This is a genomic window from Kitasatospora sp. NPDC001660 (genome assembly GCF_053596725.1).
In genome coordinates this window covers 21,964-38,749 of sequence record NZ_JBSFGU010000048.1, presented here as the reverse complement: position 1 = coordinate 38,749, position 16,786 = coordinate 21,964, and the positions used below count along the sequence as shown (strand labels likewise).

The following is a 16,786-nucleotide window of genomic DNA, read 5'->3' as shown; positions in this document are numbered from 1 at the left end:
GCGGGCGTACGCGCACGACGCGCCGGGCCGCGCCGACCGCGGTGGCATCACGCGGTCGGCGGGCGGGGCGGCTGGCTTCGGTCAGGCGGCGAGTTCGCCGGCCTGGAGCTGCCAGAGGGATGCGTAGAGTCCGTGCTGGGCGACGAGTTCGTCGTGGGTGCCCTGCTCGGCCACGACGCCGCCCTTGTCCATGACGTAGATCCGGTCGGCGTGGCGGACGGTGGAGAGCCGGTGGGCGATGATGACCATCGTCCGGTCGGCGGCGAAGCCGCGGAGCGTGCGCTGGATGGCGGCTTCGGTCTCGTTGTCCACGGCGGAGGTGGCCTCGTCGAGGATGACGACCGGCGCGTCCTTGAGGATCGCCCGGGCCAGGGCGATCCGCTGTCGCTGGCCGCCCGAGAGGGCGGCGCCGCGCTCGCCGATGAGGGTGTCGTAGCCGTCCGGCAGGGTCGAGATGAAGGTGTGCGCCTCGGCCATCGTGGCCGCCGCGACCACGGCCTGGTCCGAGGCCGCGAAGCTGCCGTAGCGGATGTTGTCGGCGATGCTGCCGTCGAAGAGGAACGGGTCCTGGGCGACGAAGCCGATCGCGTTCCGCAGGTCCCGGCGCGGCAGGTCGCGCACGTCCCGGCCGTCGAGCAGCACGGCGCCGGACTCCGCGTCCTGGAAGCGCATCAGCAGCTTGGCGATCGTCGTCTTGCCGGAGCCGGTGGCGCCGACGAGGGCGGTGGTCCGCCCGGCGGGGATGGTCAGCGAGAGGTCGTCCAGTGCCGGCGGCCGGCCGGGGTAGGCGAAGGTGACCTCGTCGAGGACGATCTCGCCCTGCACCTTGTCGGCGTCGAGGGGTTCGCCGGTGCCTTCGGTCTCCAGGGGCAGGGCACGGAGCCGCTGGACCCGGTCGTAGGCGGCCAGTGTGCGCTGGTACTGGTCGGCGATGCCGCCGAGGCGGTTCATCCGCATCAGCACCATCTGGGGCAGGCCGATGAGCGGGCTGAACACCTCGAACCGGAGGCTGCCGTTGAGCACCGCGCGGCCGCCGACCAGCAGGGTGCCGGCCATCGAGGTGGTCGTGCAGGCCCGGACGGTCTCGGCGTGGCGGATCGTGCTCCGGTCGGTCTGCCGGTTGCCCTCCTGGGCCGCCTCGCCGAGCCGGTCGATGCGTTCGGCCTCGTAGTCCTCGGTGCAGAAGCTCTTGACGGTGGCACCGGCTTCCAGGGTGTTGACCAGCTGGCTGTGCAGCCTGGCCCGGCGTTCGCCGGAGACGGCGTAGTCGGCCGCGACCTTGTCCTGGTAGTGGAGCGACAGCCAGGCGATGACCGGGATGGGCAGGAACGCGATCCAGGCGATCTGCGGTGCCAGCAGCAGGAACGCCGGTACCAGGAGGGCCAGGCTGGTGCCCAGCTGCAGCACGTCGTTGGCCGAGCCGGCGAAGAAGGTGCCCAGCTGGCCGACGTCCTCGGTGAGCGCGCCGGCGACCCGGCTGGTTCGCTCGCCCTCCAGGTGCCGCAGTTCGAGGTGCTGCACGTGCCCGAACGTCCGGTTCCGCCAGTCGTGCTCGATGTCCTGGCCGAGTCGGCGCCACTGGAGGTTCGAGGTGTACGACAGGCCTGCCACGGCAGCGCAGGCGATGGCCACCAGCCCTGCCAGGCCCCAGAGTTGGGCGGAGGCGGTGGTCAGGCCGAGGCTGACCAGCGGCGCCGCCTCGCCCTTGATGAGCACCAGTCCCGTCCAGCCGAGGAAAGTGCCGAGCGCCATCTCCGAGACCTGACAGGCGACGGACAGCGCGGCGGCCCGGTAGAGGCGCCGGCGGTGCGGTCCGACGATCTCCAGCAGGGGGTGTCGTTCGGTCCCGGCCCCGGACAGGTCCCGGGGCGAGTCGACCGCCGTTCGCCAGGTCTTCCGGACGACGGCCGCGGTCGCCGCGGCCACGCCGCCCAGCGCCACCAGCTGCTTGCTCAGCGCCGACCCGCGGATCAGCGCGACACCGGCCGCCACCCCGCCCCCGACGGCGAGCACGGGGCGCACGACGACGCCGCGATCGGCGCGCGGAGCCGGTTCCGGTGCGGGGCGTGCGGCCCTGGCCGTGCCCGCCATGACCAGGGTGACGGCTCGGCGGACGATCCGGCCGACGTCCGTGGCGCTGACGCGCGCGTCGTGCCGGACGAGGACCCCGCCGGTGATCGGGCTGGCCTGCGCCTCGGTGATCCCGGGAATGCGCCGAAGGGCCGAGGCGAGGACTTCGGCCGTCTGTGGCCGCCCGAGAACCGGCTTGACGTCCCAGCGCTGGCGGCCCGGAATGACCGAGCGCGGGCGCACGTCCACATCCACGGAGCGATATCCGGCTGCGGCAGCCAGCAGAGATGGCATGTGTAGGATCACCTGTTTGCGGAGGTCGCAAAACCGTCACGGGCATGACGGATTACTGCGACGGAGTGGAATGTCCCGAGAAAAGAGTGATGCCGTCGGCGAGCCTGCGGCCGACTGCCGTGTGGACGCGTTTTCCAGGGGGACCGGAATTCACGTCCACACGGCGGCCGGGGCCGCCGGACAGGCGGTCAGTTCGGCTTGCCGGCGCCGGCGGTCGCGCGGATCTTCGGGGCCCTCGCCTCGGCCTCGGCCCGGTCGGCGGCCTCGTCCCTCTCGCCGTTCGACACGGTGCCCTCGACGACCCGCCGGCCGTCGTCGGCACGGACACCGATGTCACCTGTGGCGACCTGCGCCGCCACCATCTCGGCGGCCACCTCGGCCGCGAGGTCGTGAATGTTCTCTCCGGCCTCATGGGCCGCCTTCTTCACCTCGAGGGCGAGACCGACCGACGTCTTGACGACGCCTCGCACCAGCGGCTTGAGGAGACGCTTGGCCAGTGGCGCGACGATGAGGCCGACCAGGAAGGGCGGTACTACGGGCGGCATGATGCTCCATCCTCTCTACGCAGACGTATGACAGGGACTCCGGGCACTGCCAACACCGAAGCAGCGCACAGCCGGGCGGGCGGAAGCACCCGTTTCCGGAATTCGCGATTCACCTGCGGTGCCGAATTCCTCGTCGACGGGGTCCACCGCCCGCTCTGCCGTCACCGTAGTCGAGCCATGTGCATCGAGGCCAAACAGTACCGGCCGTCTTCACCCATGCGAGTGCCCCCGGCCGTCCCGAGTAACACGAATTGCCGTACGCACGGTCGCCGGAGAATTCACCAGCCTTGTTTTCATACTTATCCTTATCGAGAATTACTGAGCTCGCGAGCCACTCGCTGCCACAGGGCCGGAAACGGCAGCCCGCCGCCTCCGAGCACGGCCTCGTGAAAGGCCCGCACGTCGAATCCGGCACCCGGGCCGGCCTCCGCCCGCGCCCGCAGCCGGCCGAACTCCAGGTAGCCCGCGCGGTAGGAGAGCGCCTGCCCCGGCAGGTCGGTCGCGTAGCGCAGCAGGTCCGAGGCGATCTGGGCATCCGCCTCGGTGGAGTTGGCGCGCGTGAAGTCCCGTGCCTGCTCCAGGCTCATCGTCCCGAGGTTGAGCCCGGTGTCGACGACGAGCCGCTGTGCGGTGAACCGCTCCTGCGCGAGGCGCCCGTACGCGTCCCACGGATCGTCGTAGAGGCCCATCTCCCAGCCGAGGCCCGCCGCGTACTCGGCCCAGCCCTCGTTGAACGCACCGAACTCGGCCGTCTCACGCCGCAGTTGCGGAAGCGACCGGTCCTCCGCCTGGCGGGCGAGATGGAAATGGTGTCCCGGCGCCAGCTCGTGGTAGATCAGGGAGGCCGAACCGATCAGCGATCTCCGGTCCAGGTCCGAGCCGTTGTAGCGGTAGCGCCCGACCGGGCTGGCCGCGGTCGGCAGCTCGTAGTACCCGAAGGTCATCCCCGCCTCCAGCGCCGGGTCCAGCCGGGCCAGCCCGTACGGCGCGGCCGGCAGGGTGGCGAACCACCGCGGCAGCAGGGGGGCCAGCCGGTCGAGGTGGCCGCGGAACCGGGCCTCGACCTCCTCGGGCGTCCGGGCATACAGCCGGGACTCGCTCCTGAGCCGGTCGTGGAACTCGGCCTCGGGGCCCGGGAAGCCCAGGGTCGCGCGCACCTCCCGCATCCGCCCGGCCAGTTCGCGGCACTGGTCGCGGCCGAGCTCGTGGAGCCGCTCGGGCGGCGTGTCGCCCCCGGTGTGCGTCCGGACGAAGTCCCGGTACGCCTCCTCGCCACCCTCGTAGCGCGCCCAGCCGACCTCCTGCGGCGCCTCTCCCCGGTAGGCCGGGTCCTCGACGAGGGCGAGCAGCCGGTCGAAGGCCGGCGTCAACTCGGCCTCCACCAGCCGCCGTACGCCGTCCCGAAGGCGTCCGCGCCCAGCCGGCCCCAGCCCACCGAGCCGGTCGTCCGCCACCATCACCCGGCGCGCCGCGGAGGACCGCAGGCCCTCGACGGTGGCCCGCACTCCGGCCAGGGCCGGGGCGGGCACCCGGAAGCCGCGCGCGGCCTGCCCGACCACCTTGTCGCCGATCGAGCCGACCACCCGCGCCAGTTCGCGCACCAGAGTCAAGTACCGCTCGACGTCAGGCCGTTCGGCGAACCGGCAGGGGCCCAGGACCGCGTCGACGTAGAGCGACAGCGGGAACATCCGGTACGGCGTGACGGCGGGCGTCAGCCAGTACCACCGACGGGCCCGCAGCTCCTGCTCGGCCAGCGCCGCGAGGACGGCCGCGGTGTCCGCGTCGGCACCGGACAGCTCCGCGCCGTCGAGCATCCGGACCCGCTCCAGCACGCCCGCCGCGAACCGCGCCCGCTCCTCGGCCTCGACGAGCGACGCCCCCGGCAGCGTCTCGACCGGGAGCCCCTGTCGGACTCTCAGCAACGGGTCCCGCTCCAGCAGGAACTCCCAGTAGCGGTCCCCCAGGTGACCGACCTCGCGACCCGGTTCGTTCGTCCTCATGCCGACATACTGGCGATGACGGACCGCCACGTCGCCCGGTCGGCGACACACAGGCCGCGGCATCCTTCGAAAGAGTGAATCAGGATCGCGCCGCCCGCCGTCCCACGCCGACGCCCACCGCTCACGCCAAGGCAAGACGCAGCTCCACTCGTTCGAACACCCCTTCCTCGCACGTGAGTTGACTCGCGACCAGCAATGTCCGGTGGCACCATGGCGCCATGTTCCGCCGCCCCCTGCCGGTCGCCCTGACGGCCACCATGACCGCGACGGCTGTCGCGCTGAGCGGCTGCTGCGGCGGCGCCCGGTCCTCGACGACCACGCCCTTGGTGGACCGCGGGACCGTCCGTATCGCGGCGGCCAGTGAGACCCCGAGCTTCAACCCGTACACCGCCTTCGGCTCCGCCCAGGCCCGCTACGCCTACGACTCGCTGGTCAACATCGCCGCCGACGGCACCGTCGTCACCGGCCTGGCCTCGTCCTGGCAGGCCACGACCACCACGGCCGTCTTCACCCTCCGCCCGGGTGTCACCTGCTCCGACGGCACTCCCCTCACCGCCTCGGCGGTGGCCCGGGCACTCACCTACGCGGGCGACCCGGCCAACCAGCTCGCCGGCGCCCAGACCGTCCTCCCGAACGTCCCGTTCACCGCCGAAGCCGACGACGTGACCGGCACGGTGTCGGCGACCACCGCCGCCCCCTTCCCGTTCCTCACCCGCACCCTCGGCCTGCTGCCGATCGTCTGCCCCGCCGGACTCGACCGGCCCCAGTCGCTGGACCGCTCCTCCCAGGGCACCGGACCCTACGTGCTGACCCGCTACACCCCCGGCGGACCGTACGAGTTCACCGTCCGCGAGGGGTACGTCTGGGGCCCGGACGGTGCGACCACCGCGGAGCCCGGCCTGCCGGCCCGAATCGTCGTCCCGGTGGTGCCTCAGGCCTCCACCGCGGCGAACCTGCTGCTCACCGGCGGCGTCGACATCGCGACCGTGAACGGGCCGGACCGCGCCCGGCTCACCGGCCACGGCCTGGCCACCACCGACGTGGCGACCGTGGTCGGGCTGACCTTCTTCAACCAGCGCCCCGGCCGGGCCCTCGCCGACCCGACGCTGCGCCGCGCCCTGGTCTTCGCCCTCGACCGCCAGGGGCTCGCCAACGTCGCCGTCGGCGGTACCGGCCGACCCGCCACCGACTTCGACGCCGAGGGCGCCGTCTGCCACGCCGGCCTCGCCGCCGCCGGCCTGCCCGCGCAGGACACCGCCGAGGCTCTGCGCACCGCCGGCTGGACCCGTACCGGCGACGGCCCGCTGACCAAGGACGGCCGGGCGCTGCGGCTCCGCCTGATCACCAGCCCCGACCTCGGCCCGACCCTGCCGTCCGTCGCCGAGCTGATGGCCCGGGAATGGTCGGCGCTCGGCGCGCAGGTCTCCCTCGTCACCGAGAGCCTGCCCGCCCTCGTCAACGCCATGTACGAGAGCGGCGAGTTCGACGTGGTGGTCGGCACCTCTCCGGGCTTCGCCCTGCCGGTCGGCTTCATCCCGTTCTTCTCCGGCCCCACCCCCGCCCAGGGCCTCAACTTCGCGGGCGTGACCAACCCCGAGTACGACGCGCTGGTCGCCCAGGCCCTCCAGGAGACCGACACGGCGGGCTGCGGCACCTGGAACCGGGCCGCCGCCGCGCTCCTGCGCTCGGCCGACGCGCTGCCGATCGCCGACGGCCGGAGCAGCGTGTACGGCCACCACACCACCTTCGCCACCACCTTCGGCGGCCAGCTCATCCCCACCAGCATCCGCCTCCACCAGTGACCGGGGGACCCACCGTGTCCGTACCACAGCTGCTGCGGCACCCCTGGACGGCGTTCCTCGGCCGCCGCACCGCCCGGCTGCTCCTCTCCCTCGGGGTCGTGCTCACCGCGTCGTTCGCGATGATCCGCCTCGTCCCCGGCGACCCGGTCCGCGCCGCGCTCGGCGTCGACGCCGCCCCCGCCCTGGTGGCCGCCCGCAGACACCAACTCGGGCTCGACGCACCCTTCCTGTCGCAGTACCGGCACTATCTCGACGGCCTCGTGCACGGCGACCTCGGCACCTCGCTGGTCACCGGGACACCGGTCGCGGAACTGGTCCGCACCCGGCTGCCAGCCACCCTGGAGATCGCCGGCCTCGCCTTCCTGGTCACCCTCGCCGTCGCCCTGCCCGGCGGCCTCCTGGCCGCCGTCCGCACCCGCGACGGCCGGCATCCGCGCACCGAGCTCGCGTTCACCGCGGTCACCGCCGGGCTGGCCGGGGTGCCGGACTTCGTCCTCGCCGCCGGGCTCACCGCGCTGCTGGCCGTCGGCCTCCAGCTGCTCCCGGTGGCCGGTGCGGCAGGCGCCGAATCCTTCGTCCTGCCGGTCCTCGCGCTCTCCCTCGCGCCCGCCGCCGTCCTGGTGCGCATCGTCCGGGTGGAGGCACTGAAGGTGCTGAACGAGGACTACCTGCGCACCGCCCGGAGCAAACGGCTGTCCCCCGCACGCCGCTACCTGCGGCACGCCGCGCCGAACATGGCGACCGCCGCGCTCACCGTCGCCGGGAGCCTGCTGCCCGCCCTGATCGCCGGCACGGTGCTGGTCGAGAAGGTCTTCGCCTGGCCCGGCATCGGTTCGGCCATGGCGCAGTCCGTGGTCGCGCAGGACTACCCGGTGGTCCAGGCGATGGTGCTGGTGCTGGGCACGACCGTGCTGCTCGCCGGTCTCCTGGTCGACGTGCTGCTGGCCGTGCTCGACCCCCGTTCGGCGATCCGGGAGATCTGAACATGCCCCGTTCACCCGGACGCCGACGCCCGCCCATGGCCTGGGTCACGACGGCCATGCTGACGTCGCTGGTCGTGCTCGCGCTGGTCGGCCCGCTCGTCTGGGGCGCGTCGGCCGACCGCCCGGACCCCTCCGCGGTGCTCCAGGGCCCGTCCGCGGCGCACCCGTTCGGCACCGACAACCTCGGCCGGGACCTGCTCGCCCGGGTCCTGACGGCCACCCGGCCCTCCCTGCTGCTCGCGCTGACGGCGGTCCTGCTCGGCTCGACCACGGGCGTCCTCCTCGGGGCATCCACCGCCGTCCTCGGCCCCCGCGCCCGTCGGCTGCTCGCCGGGCTGGTCAACCTCCTGCTCGCCTTCCCCGCGCTCCTGGTCGCGATGTTCCTCGCCGTCGTGTTCGGCGCGGGCGCCGGCGGGGCGGTGCTCGCCCTCGCGGTCGCGGGCGTCCCCGGATTCGCCCGGCTCGCCCAGACCCTCGCCGCCGGCGTGGCGGGCACCGACCACCTGGCCGCGGCCCGGGTGCTCGGCCTGCGCCGCCACCGCCTGCTGTGGCGGCACGTCCTGCCCAACATCGCCGAGCCACTGCTGCTGAGCACCACCACGGCGGCGGGCACCGCCCTCGTCGCGCTCTCCGGGCTGAGCTTCCTCGGCCTGGGCGTCCAACCGCCCGGCTACGACTGGGGGCAGCTGCTCAACCAGGGACTCGACCGCGTCTACGCCGAACCCCTGCCCGCACTCGCCCCGGGCCTGGCCATCCTCTACGCGGCCCTGACCTTCCAGCTGCTCGGCGAGGTCCTGGCCGGCGGCGTCGCCCGGCGCAGCCCGGCACCGCGCACGCCCGCGCCACCGCTCGCCCCGAGCGGGCCCGCCGAGGACGGCCTGGTGCTCCAGGTCGAGGACCTCGGCGTCGAGCTCACCACCCCGGACGGGGTGACCCGGCCGGTGCGCGGTGTGAGCCTCTCGCTGCGGCCGGGCGAGATCGTCGGGCTCGTCGGCGAGTCGGGCTCGGGCAAGTCGCTCACCGCGCTCGCCATCGCCGACCTGCTCCCGGCGGGTGCCCGGGTGTCCCGGCACACCCTGCGCCTGCTCGGTGCCGACCTCGCCGCCATGACACCGAGGGAGCGGGACCGCCACCTCGCGACGGGCCTGGCGGTGATCTTCCAGAACCCGGCCTCGGCGCTCAACCCGTCCCTGCGGGTCGCCACCCAGCTCACCGAGACCGTCCGGGCCCACCGCGGCGCGAGCCGCGCTCAGGCCGCGTCGGAGGCCTCCGACGCCCTGCGCCGGGTCGCACTCCCTCCGGCACTGCTGCGCTCACGCCCCCACCAGCTCTCCGGCGGCCAGCGCCAGCGCGTGATGATCGCGTCCGGGCTGATGGTGCGGCCGGGCCTGATCATCGCCGACGAGCCGACCGCCGCGCTCGACGTCACCGTGCAGCGGCAGATCACCCGGCTGCTGTCCGAGATCCGGCGGGACACCTCCGCCGCGATCCTGTTCATCAGCCACGACGTCGCGCTCGTGGGCGAGTTCTGCGAACGGGTCCTGGTGATGTACGCGGGCACCGTCGTCGAGACCCTGCCCGCCGGCCGCCTCGCCGGCGGCACCCGGCACCCCTACACCCGGGCCCTGGTCGCATCGGTACCGGACCTCGCCGCCGACCGCGACCGGCCGCTGCCGACGGTCGAGGGCGCACCGCCCGACCCGCTCGCCCCTGCCCCGGGCTGCCCGTTCGAGCCCCGCTGCCCACGCCGCCGGGACCACTGTGCCGAGCAGGCTCCGCCGCTGGAGGACCTCGGTGCCGACCACCGGGTCGCGTGCTGGTACCCGGTGCCGGTGGCGGCGGACCCGCGGACGGCGGTCCCGTCATGACCACCCTCCAGGTGTCCGACCTCACCGTCCGCCACCTCGGCCGGCACGGCCCCGTCGCCGCAGTGGACGGTGTCTCGCTGGAGGTCCCGTCCGGCACCACGCTCGGGCTCGTGGGCGAGTCCGGCTCCGGGAAGTCGAGCCTGGCCCGCGCGATCGTCGGCCTCGCCGCCCCGCACGGTGGCCGGGTCCTGCTCGACGGCCAGGAGGTCCGTACCCGCACCGTCCGCGACCGGCGCCGGCTCGGCCGCCTGGTCCAGGTCGTCCTCCAGGACCCGGACACCGCGCTGGATCCCCGGATGACGATCCGCCAGACGCTCGTCGAAGCGGCCACCGTCTTCCACCGGCTCGACCGACCCGCCCGTGCCGCGCGCGTCGCCGAGCTGCTCGGCCTCGTCGGCCTGGACCCCCGGCTCGCCGACCGCCTGCCGCGCCAGCTGTCCGGCGGTCAGCGTCAGCGGGTCGCCATCGCCCGTGCCCTGGCCGTCGAACCCGGCCTGCTGATCGCCGACGAGATCACCTCGGCACTCGACGTCTCGGTGCAGGCCGCCGTCCTCAACACGATCCGCGAACTCCAGCGGCGGCTCGGCCTGTCCATGCTGTTCATCGGCCACAACCTGCCGGCGGTCTGCCACGTCTCCGACGTGGTGGCGGTCATGCGGCACGGCCGGATCGTCGAGACCGCCCCCACCGGCGCCATCCTGCGCACCCCGCAGCACCCGTACACCCGGACCCTGCTCGCCGCCGTGCCGAGTCTGCGCACGGCCCCGCCCGACGGGAGGCCGTCATGACCGCCATCCGACCGGACGCGCTGGTCGTCGGAGCCGGGGTGATCGGCTCCGCCATCGCCCTCGAACTCGCGCGCACCGGGCGGCAGGTGGTCGTCGTGGACAAGGCGGGTGCCGCGGGCCACGGCTCCACCAGCGCCTCCAGCGCGGTCATCCGGTTCAACTACTCCACCTTCGACGGCGTCGCCACGGCCTGGGAGGCACAGCACCTCTGGACGTCCTGGCCCGACCACCTGCGGCTCACCGGCCGCCGCCCGCTCGCCGCCTTCCACCGCACCGGCGCCGTGCTGCTCGACTCCCCCGCAGTCGCACCGTCCGGGGTTGTCACCCTGTTCGACCGCGCCGGCGTCCCGTACGAGCGGTGGGACACCCCGGCCCTGCGCGGGCGCCTGCCCGGGATCGACCCCGGCCGGTACTGGCCGCCGAAGCCGGTGGACGACGACGCCTTCTTCGCCGGCCCGGCCGGTGAGCTCGGCGCCCTGTTCACCCCGGACGCCGGGTTCGTCGACGACCCGCAGCTCGCCGCCCAGAACCTCGCGGACGCGGCGGGCGAGCTGGGCACGCGCTTCCTGTTCCACCACACCGTGGTGGCCGTCGACCGGCACGCGAACCGGGTGACGGGCATCCGCCTGGCCGACGGCGCACGGATCGCCGCACCGGTCGTGGTCAACGCCGCCGGTCCCTGGTCGGGCGGCCTCAACCGGCTCGCGGGGGTCGGAAGCGACTTCACGATCGGCGTGCGCCCGCTGCGCGAGGAAGTCCACCAGGTCACCGCACCGAGCGGCCACGCCCCCGGCCCCGTTGTCGCCGACCTCGACCTCGGCACCTACCTGAGACCTGCCTCCGGCGGGCACCTCCTGGTCGGCGGGACCGAGCCGGACTGCGACCCGCCCGAGTGGATCGACGATCCGGACGAGGCCGACCCCCGCCCCACCGCCCACCGCTTCCGCACCCAGGTGACCCGGGCCGCGCGCCGTTTCCCGGCGATCGGCGTCCCCAACCGGCCGCTCGGGGTCGCGGGGGTGTACGACGTCGCCGACGACTGGACCCCGATCTACGACCGCACCGCCCTCGACGGCTACTACGTCGCCATGGGCACCAGCGGCAACCAGTTCAAGAACGCCCCGCTGGTGGGCCGCTTCCTCGCGGCCCTGATCGACTCGGTCGAAGCCGGCCACGACCACGACGGCGACCCGGTCCGGTACCGCTGCGAACACACCGGCAACGTCGTGGACCTGGGCGCCTTCTCCCGCCGACGCCCGGTCCGCCCGGACTCCGCGCGGACGGTCATGGGCTGATCACACGTAGCTCCCGCACCAGGTCCCCGACCACGCCGGCCACGAACCCGGGCGCCTCGTGCGGGAAGTCGTGCCCCGTCCCCTCCGGCGTGTGCACCAGCCGTGAAGCCGTCGACGCCGCCAGGTACCGGACCCTGCTCCGGAGGTAGAAGCGGCTGATCCGCTCGGCCTCGACCGCGTCCCGGGCGCCGGCCAGCACCGCCTCACCGCCGATGAGATCCCGCGGTATCACCAGCACCAGCGGGAGGTCTCCGAGGTCCCCGTCGTACACCACGGTCTCCCAGCCCACTCTCGCCAGCCCGGACGGCGACAACTCGGCGAAGATCGACGCGGCGGCGCAGGCCTGCCCGGCCCGCGCGCCGGTGCCGCGGTGCGCGCCGAACAGCTGCCGCACCGCCGTCAGAAGGAGACCGCGGCGCATCCCCGCGAGCCGGCGGTCGGGCCGCGCGAAGGCGATGACCTCCAGCGGCGTCGGATCCAGCAGCACGAGCCCGGCCACCAGCTCCGGCCGGCGCCTGGCCACGTTCGCGACCAGCAACCCGCCGAAGGAATGACCGACGAACACGAAGGGGGCTCGCTCCCCCGCCCCCTCCAGCGCTGCCAGGAGCTCCTCCGCCTCGCCCGCCGTCGTCCGCGGGAAACGCCCGACGTCACTCCAGCCCGAACCGAGCCGGTCGACCAGCACCGAACGGGTCCGGGCCGCCAGCATCGTGTGCAGCTCCCGGAAATCCTCACCAGGGGCGTGCCCGCCGGGCATCCAGACCACGGTCGGCCCGCCCCCGGCCTCCCCCTCGGCTAGGACGTGCATCCGGTGACCGCCCACATCGACGAGCTGCCCCGGCGGCGGATTCTCCCGTCCCTCGCGCGCCACCAGCACCAGGTGACGAACAGCCCCGGACAGCAACACCGCACCGAACGCCACCGTCAGACCACCGAGCGCCACCGCCCAGGCCGCCCCCACACCGACCAGGCCGCCGCCCACTCCTGCCGCCACCAACGCGACCGGCACTCCCACCCAGTCCCGGCTCAGCAGCGCGAGCAAGAAGTTCGCCACCCGCCCGTCCCCGCGCATCGGTCCTCCGCGACAGCAGCCCGACAACTGACCCTGTCCCTCTTCTTCCCCCAACCGCTCGCGCCCTCACCCCACACCCGCTTGAGTACGCATCGCGCACGCCCGGGAACCCTGGGCCGTCGCCCGGGACGGCAGGATGCGGACCGCACTCCGAGGCAGCCTCGACACCACCTGCGCGCACGGGGCTGCGCCGGTCGACTGACGGCCGGGCGTCGCCGGATCGACCGATCGGCCCGTCCCCCTGGTATCGGCTCCGTGACCGGTCGACGATGGCGGCATGGGTGTCGACGACTCGGGTGCCGGGCTGCTGGTGACGAACGTGCGCATCTTCGACGGGATCGGCGAGGAGACGGTGGCGGGACACGTCCGCATCGAACGGGACAGGATCGCGGAGGTGGTGCCGGGCCGTCCCCTCCCGCGAAGCGCGCCCCATGGGGCGACGGTGCTCGACGGCGGAGGCCGCACGCTCATCCCGGGCCTCACCGACGCACACGTCCACCTGTTCGCGATCGGCGGCACCATGACGGAGCTCCAGCTCGCGCCGACCGGCACCGTCTACTACCAGGCCCTGGCCGCCGCGCGCGACATGCTGATGCGCGGGTTCACCACGGTGCGGGACATGGCCGGCGACACCGAGCCGCTGCGGCGGGTCCTCGACCGCGGGCTGTTCCCGGGTCCACGGATCTACCCGAGCCAGGCCGCCATCTCCCAGACCGCCGGCCACGGCGACTTCGGGGCGGTCTACGACGCCCCGACCGCCCTGGGCGGGCCGCCGGCCCGATCCGAACAGATCGGCTTCACCCGGGTGGCCGACGGACCGGAGCGGGTGCTCGCGGCGGTGCGCGAGCAGCTGAGGAAGGGCGCCGCGCAGATCAAGCTGATGGCCGGCGGCGGCGTCATCTCCGACTACGACCCGCTGGACGTGCTGCAGTTCACCACGGCGGAACTGGAGGCCGCCGTCGCCGCGGCCTCCGACTGGGGCACCTACGTGACCGTGCACGTCTACACCTCCGCAGGTGTGCGCCGCGCGGTGGAGGCCGGGGTGCGCTGCATCGAGCACGGGCACCTCGTCGACGAGGACACCGTCCGCTACCTCGCGGAGAAGAACGTGTGGCTGAGCACCCAGCCGTTCGAGGTCGACGACCACCACCACGCGTCCCCGGACGGCGACCGCAAGAACCGCGAGGTGTGCGAAGGCGTCGCCCGCACCTTCGGCTGGGCGGTGAAGCACGGCGTGCGGCTGGCCTTCGGCACCGACCTGGTGCTCGACCCCGGGAGGACCCACCGGCAGAACGAGATGCTGGTCCGGCTCGGCACCCACCTCAGCCCGGTCGAGGCCCTGAAGACGGCCACCTCCGGCAACGCCGAACTGTTCCGCCTGTCCGGCCACCGCGACCCCTACCGAGCGGCGCCGCTCGGGGTCGTCGCACCGGGAGCATGGGCCGACCTCCTGGTCGTCGACGGCGACCCGACCACCGACCTGTCCGTCCTCGCCGAGCCCGAACGCAACCTGCGCCTCATCGTCAAGGGCGGCGTCGTCCACAGGAACGAACTCGACTGACCCCGCCCGCCACCTCCTCGCGGCCTCCCACCCACCTCAGGGCCTCCGGCAAGCGCAGGGCCACCGCTGGTTCCTGCCCGGGGTGGGTGGGCCGGGAGCATCAGCCGATCACCGCGACCGGCCCGTTCCAGGCGTCGTGGTCGACGGTGAGGGCTACGCCTCCGTAGCTCTCCTGCTGGTCGACCGCGTACTGGTGGCCCCGCCAGGGGCCGCTCCACTGGCCGGCCGGGTAGGGAAAGCCACTGCTGGTGTCGTCCGCGCCGTCGTACAGGGCGTACCACAGGGCATCCGGCAGGCCGGTCGCACCGGACGATGCCGCCTGGCTCATGGCCAGGGCGCTGGACTTGCTGAAGCCGTAGAAGCCCGCCCAGTAGCCGTGGGCGTGCAGGGCCGCGTCCCAGGCCTGGACGTACGTCAGCACCGCGCCGCTGCACGCGCGGTCGGAGGCGTCGTAGGCCTCCATGTCGAGGTAGACGGCGCTGCCCGTGCCCATGCCGAGGCCGGCGGCGTGGGCAACTGCGTCGGCGCCGTCGGAGGAGCCGAGGGAGGCCGCGTTGGCGGCGGTGATCCGCTCCGGGTTGCCGGAGGTCTGGCAGGGTGGCTGCGCGCCCACGTAGAGAGGGATCAGCTGCCATCCAGCGGCGTGCACGGTGTGCACCCACGAGGACGTCAGGTTCGGCTGCGAGCAGCCCCGGTTCTGGCCGCCGATGTAGACCGCGGCCGCGCCGTAGGGCGACTGGCCGTGCCACGCCTGCATCGCGGCCGAGGACGGTGCGGTGCAGGTGTCGAACGCCTTGCCGGTGAAGACGGCCGGTCCGCGCGCAGGCGCGGGCGCGGGGGCGGGGGCGTTGTTCGCCGGGACCGCTCCCTGGCCGGCGACGGCCGGTGCGGGAACGGACGACGCGCTCGAAGGCGCCGGGTGCAACGACGATGCGGACGCCGAGGCCGACGCGGAAACGGACTTGGACGGCGAGGCGGAGGCGGACGGCGAGCCCGAACCGGACGGCGAGGCGGAGGCACTGGCGCTCGCACCGGCGCTCGTCGCGTCGGCGGTCGGCAGGCCGGTGGCGGCGTCGGCCGCAGTGCCACCACCGGCGGCCGGGTGTGCCACGGCGCTGCCGCTCGGGGAGGAGTGCCCGACCAGCCCGGTGGTGACGAGCGTTGTCACGCCTGCGGCCACGAGCACGCAGGCGGCGCTCAGCGCGATGGCCCGGCCGTTGCTGCGCTGTCGCGGCCGGGCACGGCGGGGGGTGGTGGTACTGGAGCTGTGCTGGTCAGACACGTGAGGTCCCTGATAGGCGGTTTGGCGAAGAAAGACACTTGATCGGATTATGGTGACAGAGCGTCTTCCGGACTTCGCCACCGCCCTCACTTCTGCAGCGGGGGGGGATAACGCACAGCCAGTATCGGCTGAGCGGCAAACTGGTGAGCTGTCACAGCAGTGCCGCTGGATGAGGTCCTGCCGAGTGGCGTAGCAGCGATCAACGACGAGTGCACTCGTGCAGCCACTGATCCCGGATTCACGGGTGTTCGACGCCGAGAAGGTCGGCGAGACACTCATGGACATCACGCCGGGGCTGTCCAAGACGGACAACTTCCAGCACTGGCCGCCGTGGCGGCAGCTCGTGGTCGAAACCGCCCGCCGCGTACTCGACTACACCGGCGGCACTCTGGTGATGCCCATGACTGTCCTGGTCGAGCAGTACTGGCGCGAGATCAGCGCAGGCCTTGCCCAACATGCCATCCCGGTAAGGCACTTCGTTCTCCACGCCGACCAGGACACCCTCCGCGGGCGCATCGAGGGAGACACTGTTCTCGGCCCCTCCCCATTCCGTCTCACATACCTTGAGCCCTACGCCGAGGCAGCCCGCACCTGGCTGCACCGCGAGGCCGAGGTCGTCGACACCACGCACCTCACGCCCACCCAGGCCGCCCTGCGGATCGCGGAGGCCGTCAAGAGCTGAGGTCCACCCGAGCGGGGCCCGGCCGGCCGCACAGCGGTCGGGCCCCGCTCGTCCACCAGGACGGTTGCTCCACCGTCACGCTCCTCGCCAGGTTGCGCGGCTTGTCGACGTCGGAACGTGTCGAGGTGCCCGCAGTCGGGCGGTTCGACTCACTTCGTGGGTGACCACGGGACCCAGGGAAGAGCCTCACGCCAACCCGCCCGCCCGTAGGCCCAGTCCTGAAGCACCTCAGCCACAGGTTCCACCGCGAAGACCTCGTGCTCGCGGGGCACCCATGCCTGAAAGTGCCTGTCCGGCCCTCCCTCGCGGTATTCCACCTGATAGCTCAGGTCGTCGTTGAGATAAACCTGCATGTAGTGCTGGTCGGCGGGCTCAATATCAAGCCGCCGTACAACGACGAACCTCCAGGTGAGGCTCATGTCGGCCAGCAGATCGTGCAGTTGTTCCTCGGACGGGTCGTCCCAGGAGGTTCCGTCCGCCTCGATCGCCCGCAGCACTGGTTTCGCCATGAAGGCGACTGTACTGGCCGATCACGCCCCCGACC

General features: G+C 73.3%; 13 protein-coding genes. 7 read left to right on the top strand and 6 right to left on the bottom strand.

Annotated elements, in window-relative coordinates; translation table 11 throughout:
- Positions 1-81 precede the first annotated feature (81 nt).
- The 3 genes from ACWCXH_RS32885 to ACWCXH_RS32875 form a co-directional block, all read right to left on the bottom strand.
- Complete coding sequence (locus ACWCXH_RS32885) at positions 82-2,364, bottom strand: ATP-binding cassette domain-containing protein (RefSeq protein ID WP_449805157.1); 2,283 nt, start codon at positions 2,362-2,364, stop codon at positions 82-84.
- A 188-nt stretch (positions 2,365-2,552) separates the two neighbouring features.
- Complete coding sequence (locus tag ACWCXH_RS32880; RefSeq protein ID WP_449805156.1) at positions 2,553-2,909, bottom strand: DUF5132 domain-containing protein; 357 nt, start codon at positions 2,907-2,909, stop codon at positions 2,553-2,555.
- Between the two features lie 305 nt (positions 2,910-3,214).
- Positions 3,215-4,909 carry a DUF885 domain-containing protein gene (locus ACWCXH_RS32875; RefSeq protein ID WP_449805155.1) on the bottom strand — a complete coding sequence of 565 codons (1,695 nt, stop codon included), beginning with the start codon at positions 4,907-4,909 and terminating at the stop codon, positions 3,215-3,217.
- 218 nt (positions 4,910-5,127) lie between these two features.
- Here ACWCXH_RS32875 and ACWCXH_RS32870 point away from each other — a divergent pair, with 218 nt between their 5' ends.
- From ACWCXH_RS32870 to ACWCXH_RS32850, 5 genes are read left to right on the top strand one after another with little or no spacing between them, the layout of a single operon-like run.
- On the top strand, positions 5,128-6,711 hold the full coding sequence (locus ACWCXH_RS32870) for an ABC transporter substrate-binding protein (protein WP_449805154.1): 1,584 nt from the start codon (positions 5,128-5,130) through the stop codon (positions 6,709-6,711).
- A gap of 14 nt (positions 6,712-6,725) precedes the next feature.
- Positions 6,726-7,694, top strand: coding sequence for an ABC transporter permease (locus ACWCXH_RS32865; protein WP_449805153.1), 969 nt, complete (start codon positions 6,726-6,728; stop codon positions 7,692-7,694).
- A 2-nt stretch (positions 7,695-7,696) separates the two neighbouring features.
- A complete protein-coding gene (locus tag ACWCXH_RS32860; protein WP_449805152.1) occupies positions 7,697-9,562 on the top strand; it encodes a dipeptide/oligopeptide/nickel ABC transporter permease/ATP-binding protein in 1,866 nt (621 codons plus the stop codon).
- Positions 9,559-10,350 carry an ABC transporter ATP-binding protein gene (locus tag ACWCXH_RS32855; RefSeq protein ID WP_449805151.1) on the top strand — a complete coding sequence of 264 codons (792 nt, stop codon included), beginning with the start codon at positions 9,559-9,561 and terminating at the stop codon, positions 10,348-10,350. The genes ACWCXH_RS32860 and ACWCXH_RS32855 overlap by 4 nt, the downstream gene beginning before the upstream one ends.
- The gene (locus ACWCXH_RS32850) at positions 10,347-11,645 is read left to right on the top strand and encodes an NAD(P)/FAD-dependent oxidoreductase (RefSeq protein WP_449805150.1); all 1,299 of its coding nucleotides are present in this window, start codon (positions 10,347-10,349) and stop codon (positions 11,643-11,645) included. The genes ACWCXH_RS32855 and ACWCXH_RS32850 overlap by 4 nt, the downstream gene beginning before the upstream one ends.
- On the opposite strand, the gene ACWCXH_RS32845 is transcribed toward ACWCXH_RS32850, so the two are convergent.
- On the bottom strand, positions 11,635-12,699 hold the full coding sequence (locus ACWCXH_RS32845; RefSeq protein WP_449805149.1) for an alpha/beta fold hydrolase: 1,065 nt from the start codon (positions 12,697-12,699) through the stop codon (positions 11,635-11,637). The genes ACWCXH_RS32850 and ACWCXH_RS32845 overlap by 11 nt on opposite strands.
- A gap of 295 nt (positions 12,700-12,994) precedes the next feature.
- Between ACWCXH_RS32845 and ACWCXH_RS32840 the strand changes: the two genes are divergently transcribed.
- Positions 12,995-14,278 (top strand): amidohydrolase family protein, encoded by a 1,284-nt coding sequence (locus ACWCXH_RS32840; protein WP_449805148.1) that lies wholly within the window; start codon positions 12,995-12,997, stop codon positions 14,276-14,278.
- 100 nt (positions 14,279-14,378) lie between these two features.
- Here the strand turns inward: ACWCXH_RS32840 and ACWCXH_RS32835 are convergent, their stop codons facing one another.
- Positions 14,379-15,560, bottom strand: coding sequence for a glycoside hydrolase domain-containing protein (locus ACWCXH_RS32835; RefSeq protein ID WP_449805147.1), 1,182 nt, complete (start codon positions 15,558-15,560; stop codon positions 14,379-14,381).
- A gap of 217 nt (positions 15,561-15,777) precedes the next feature.
- Here ACWCXH_RS32835 and ACWCXH_RS32830 point away from each other — a divergent pair, with 217 nt between their 5' ends.
- Positions 15,778-16,242 carry an ATP-binding protein gene (locus tag ACWCXH_RS32830; protein ID WP_449805146.1) on the top strand — a complete coding sequence of 155 codons (465 nt, stop codon included), beginning with the start codon at positions 15,778-15,780 and terminating at the stop codon, positions 16,240-16,242.
- A gap of 149 nt (positions 16,243-16,391) precedes the next feature.
- Here ACWCXH_RS32830 and ACWCXH_RS32825 read toward each other — a convergent pair whose 3' ends face one another.
- Positions 16,392-16,751: a hypothetical protein gene (locus ACWCXH_RS32825; RefSeq protein WP_449805145.1), complete on the bottom strand. Its 360-nt coding sequence runs from the start codon at positions 16,749-16,751 to the stop codon at positions 16,392-16,394.
- Positions 16,752-16,786 lie beyond the last annotated feature (35 nt).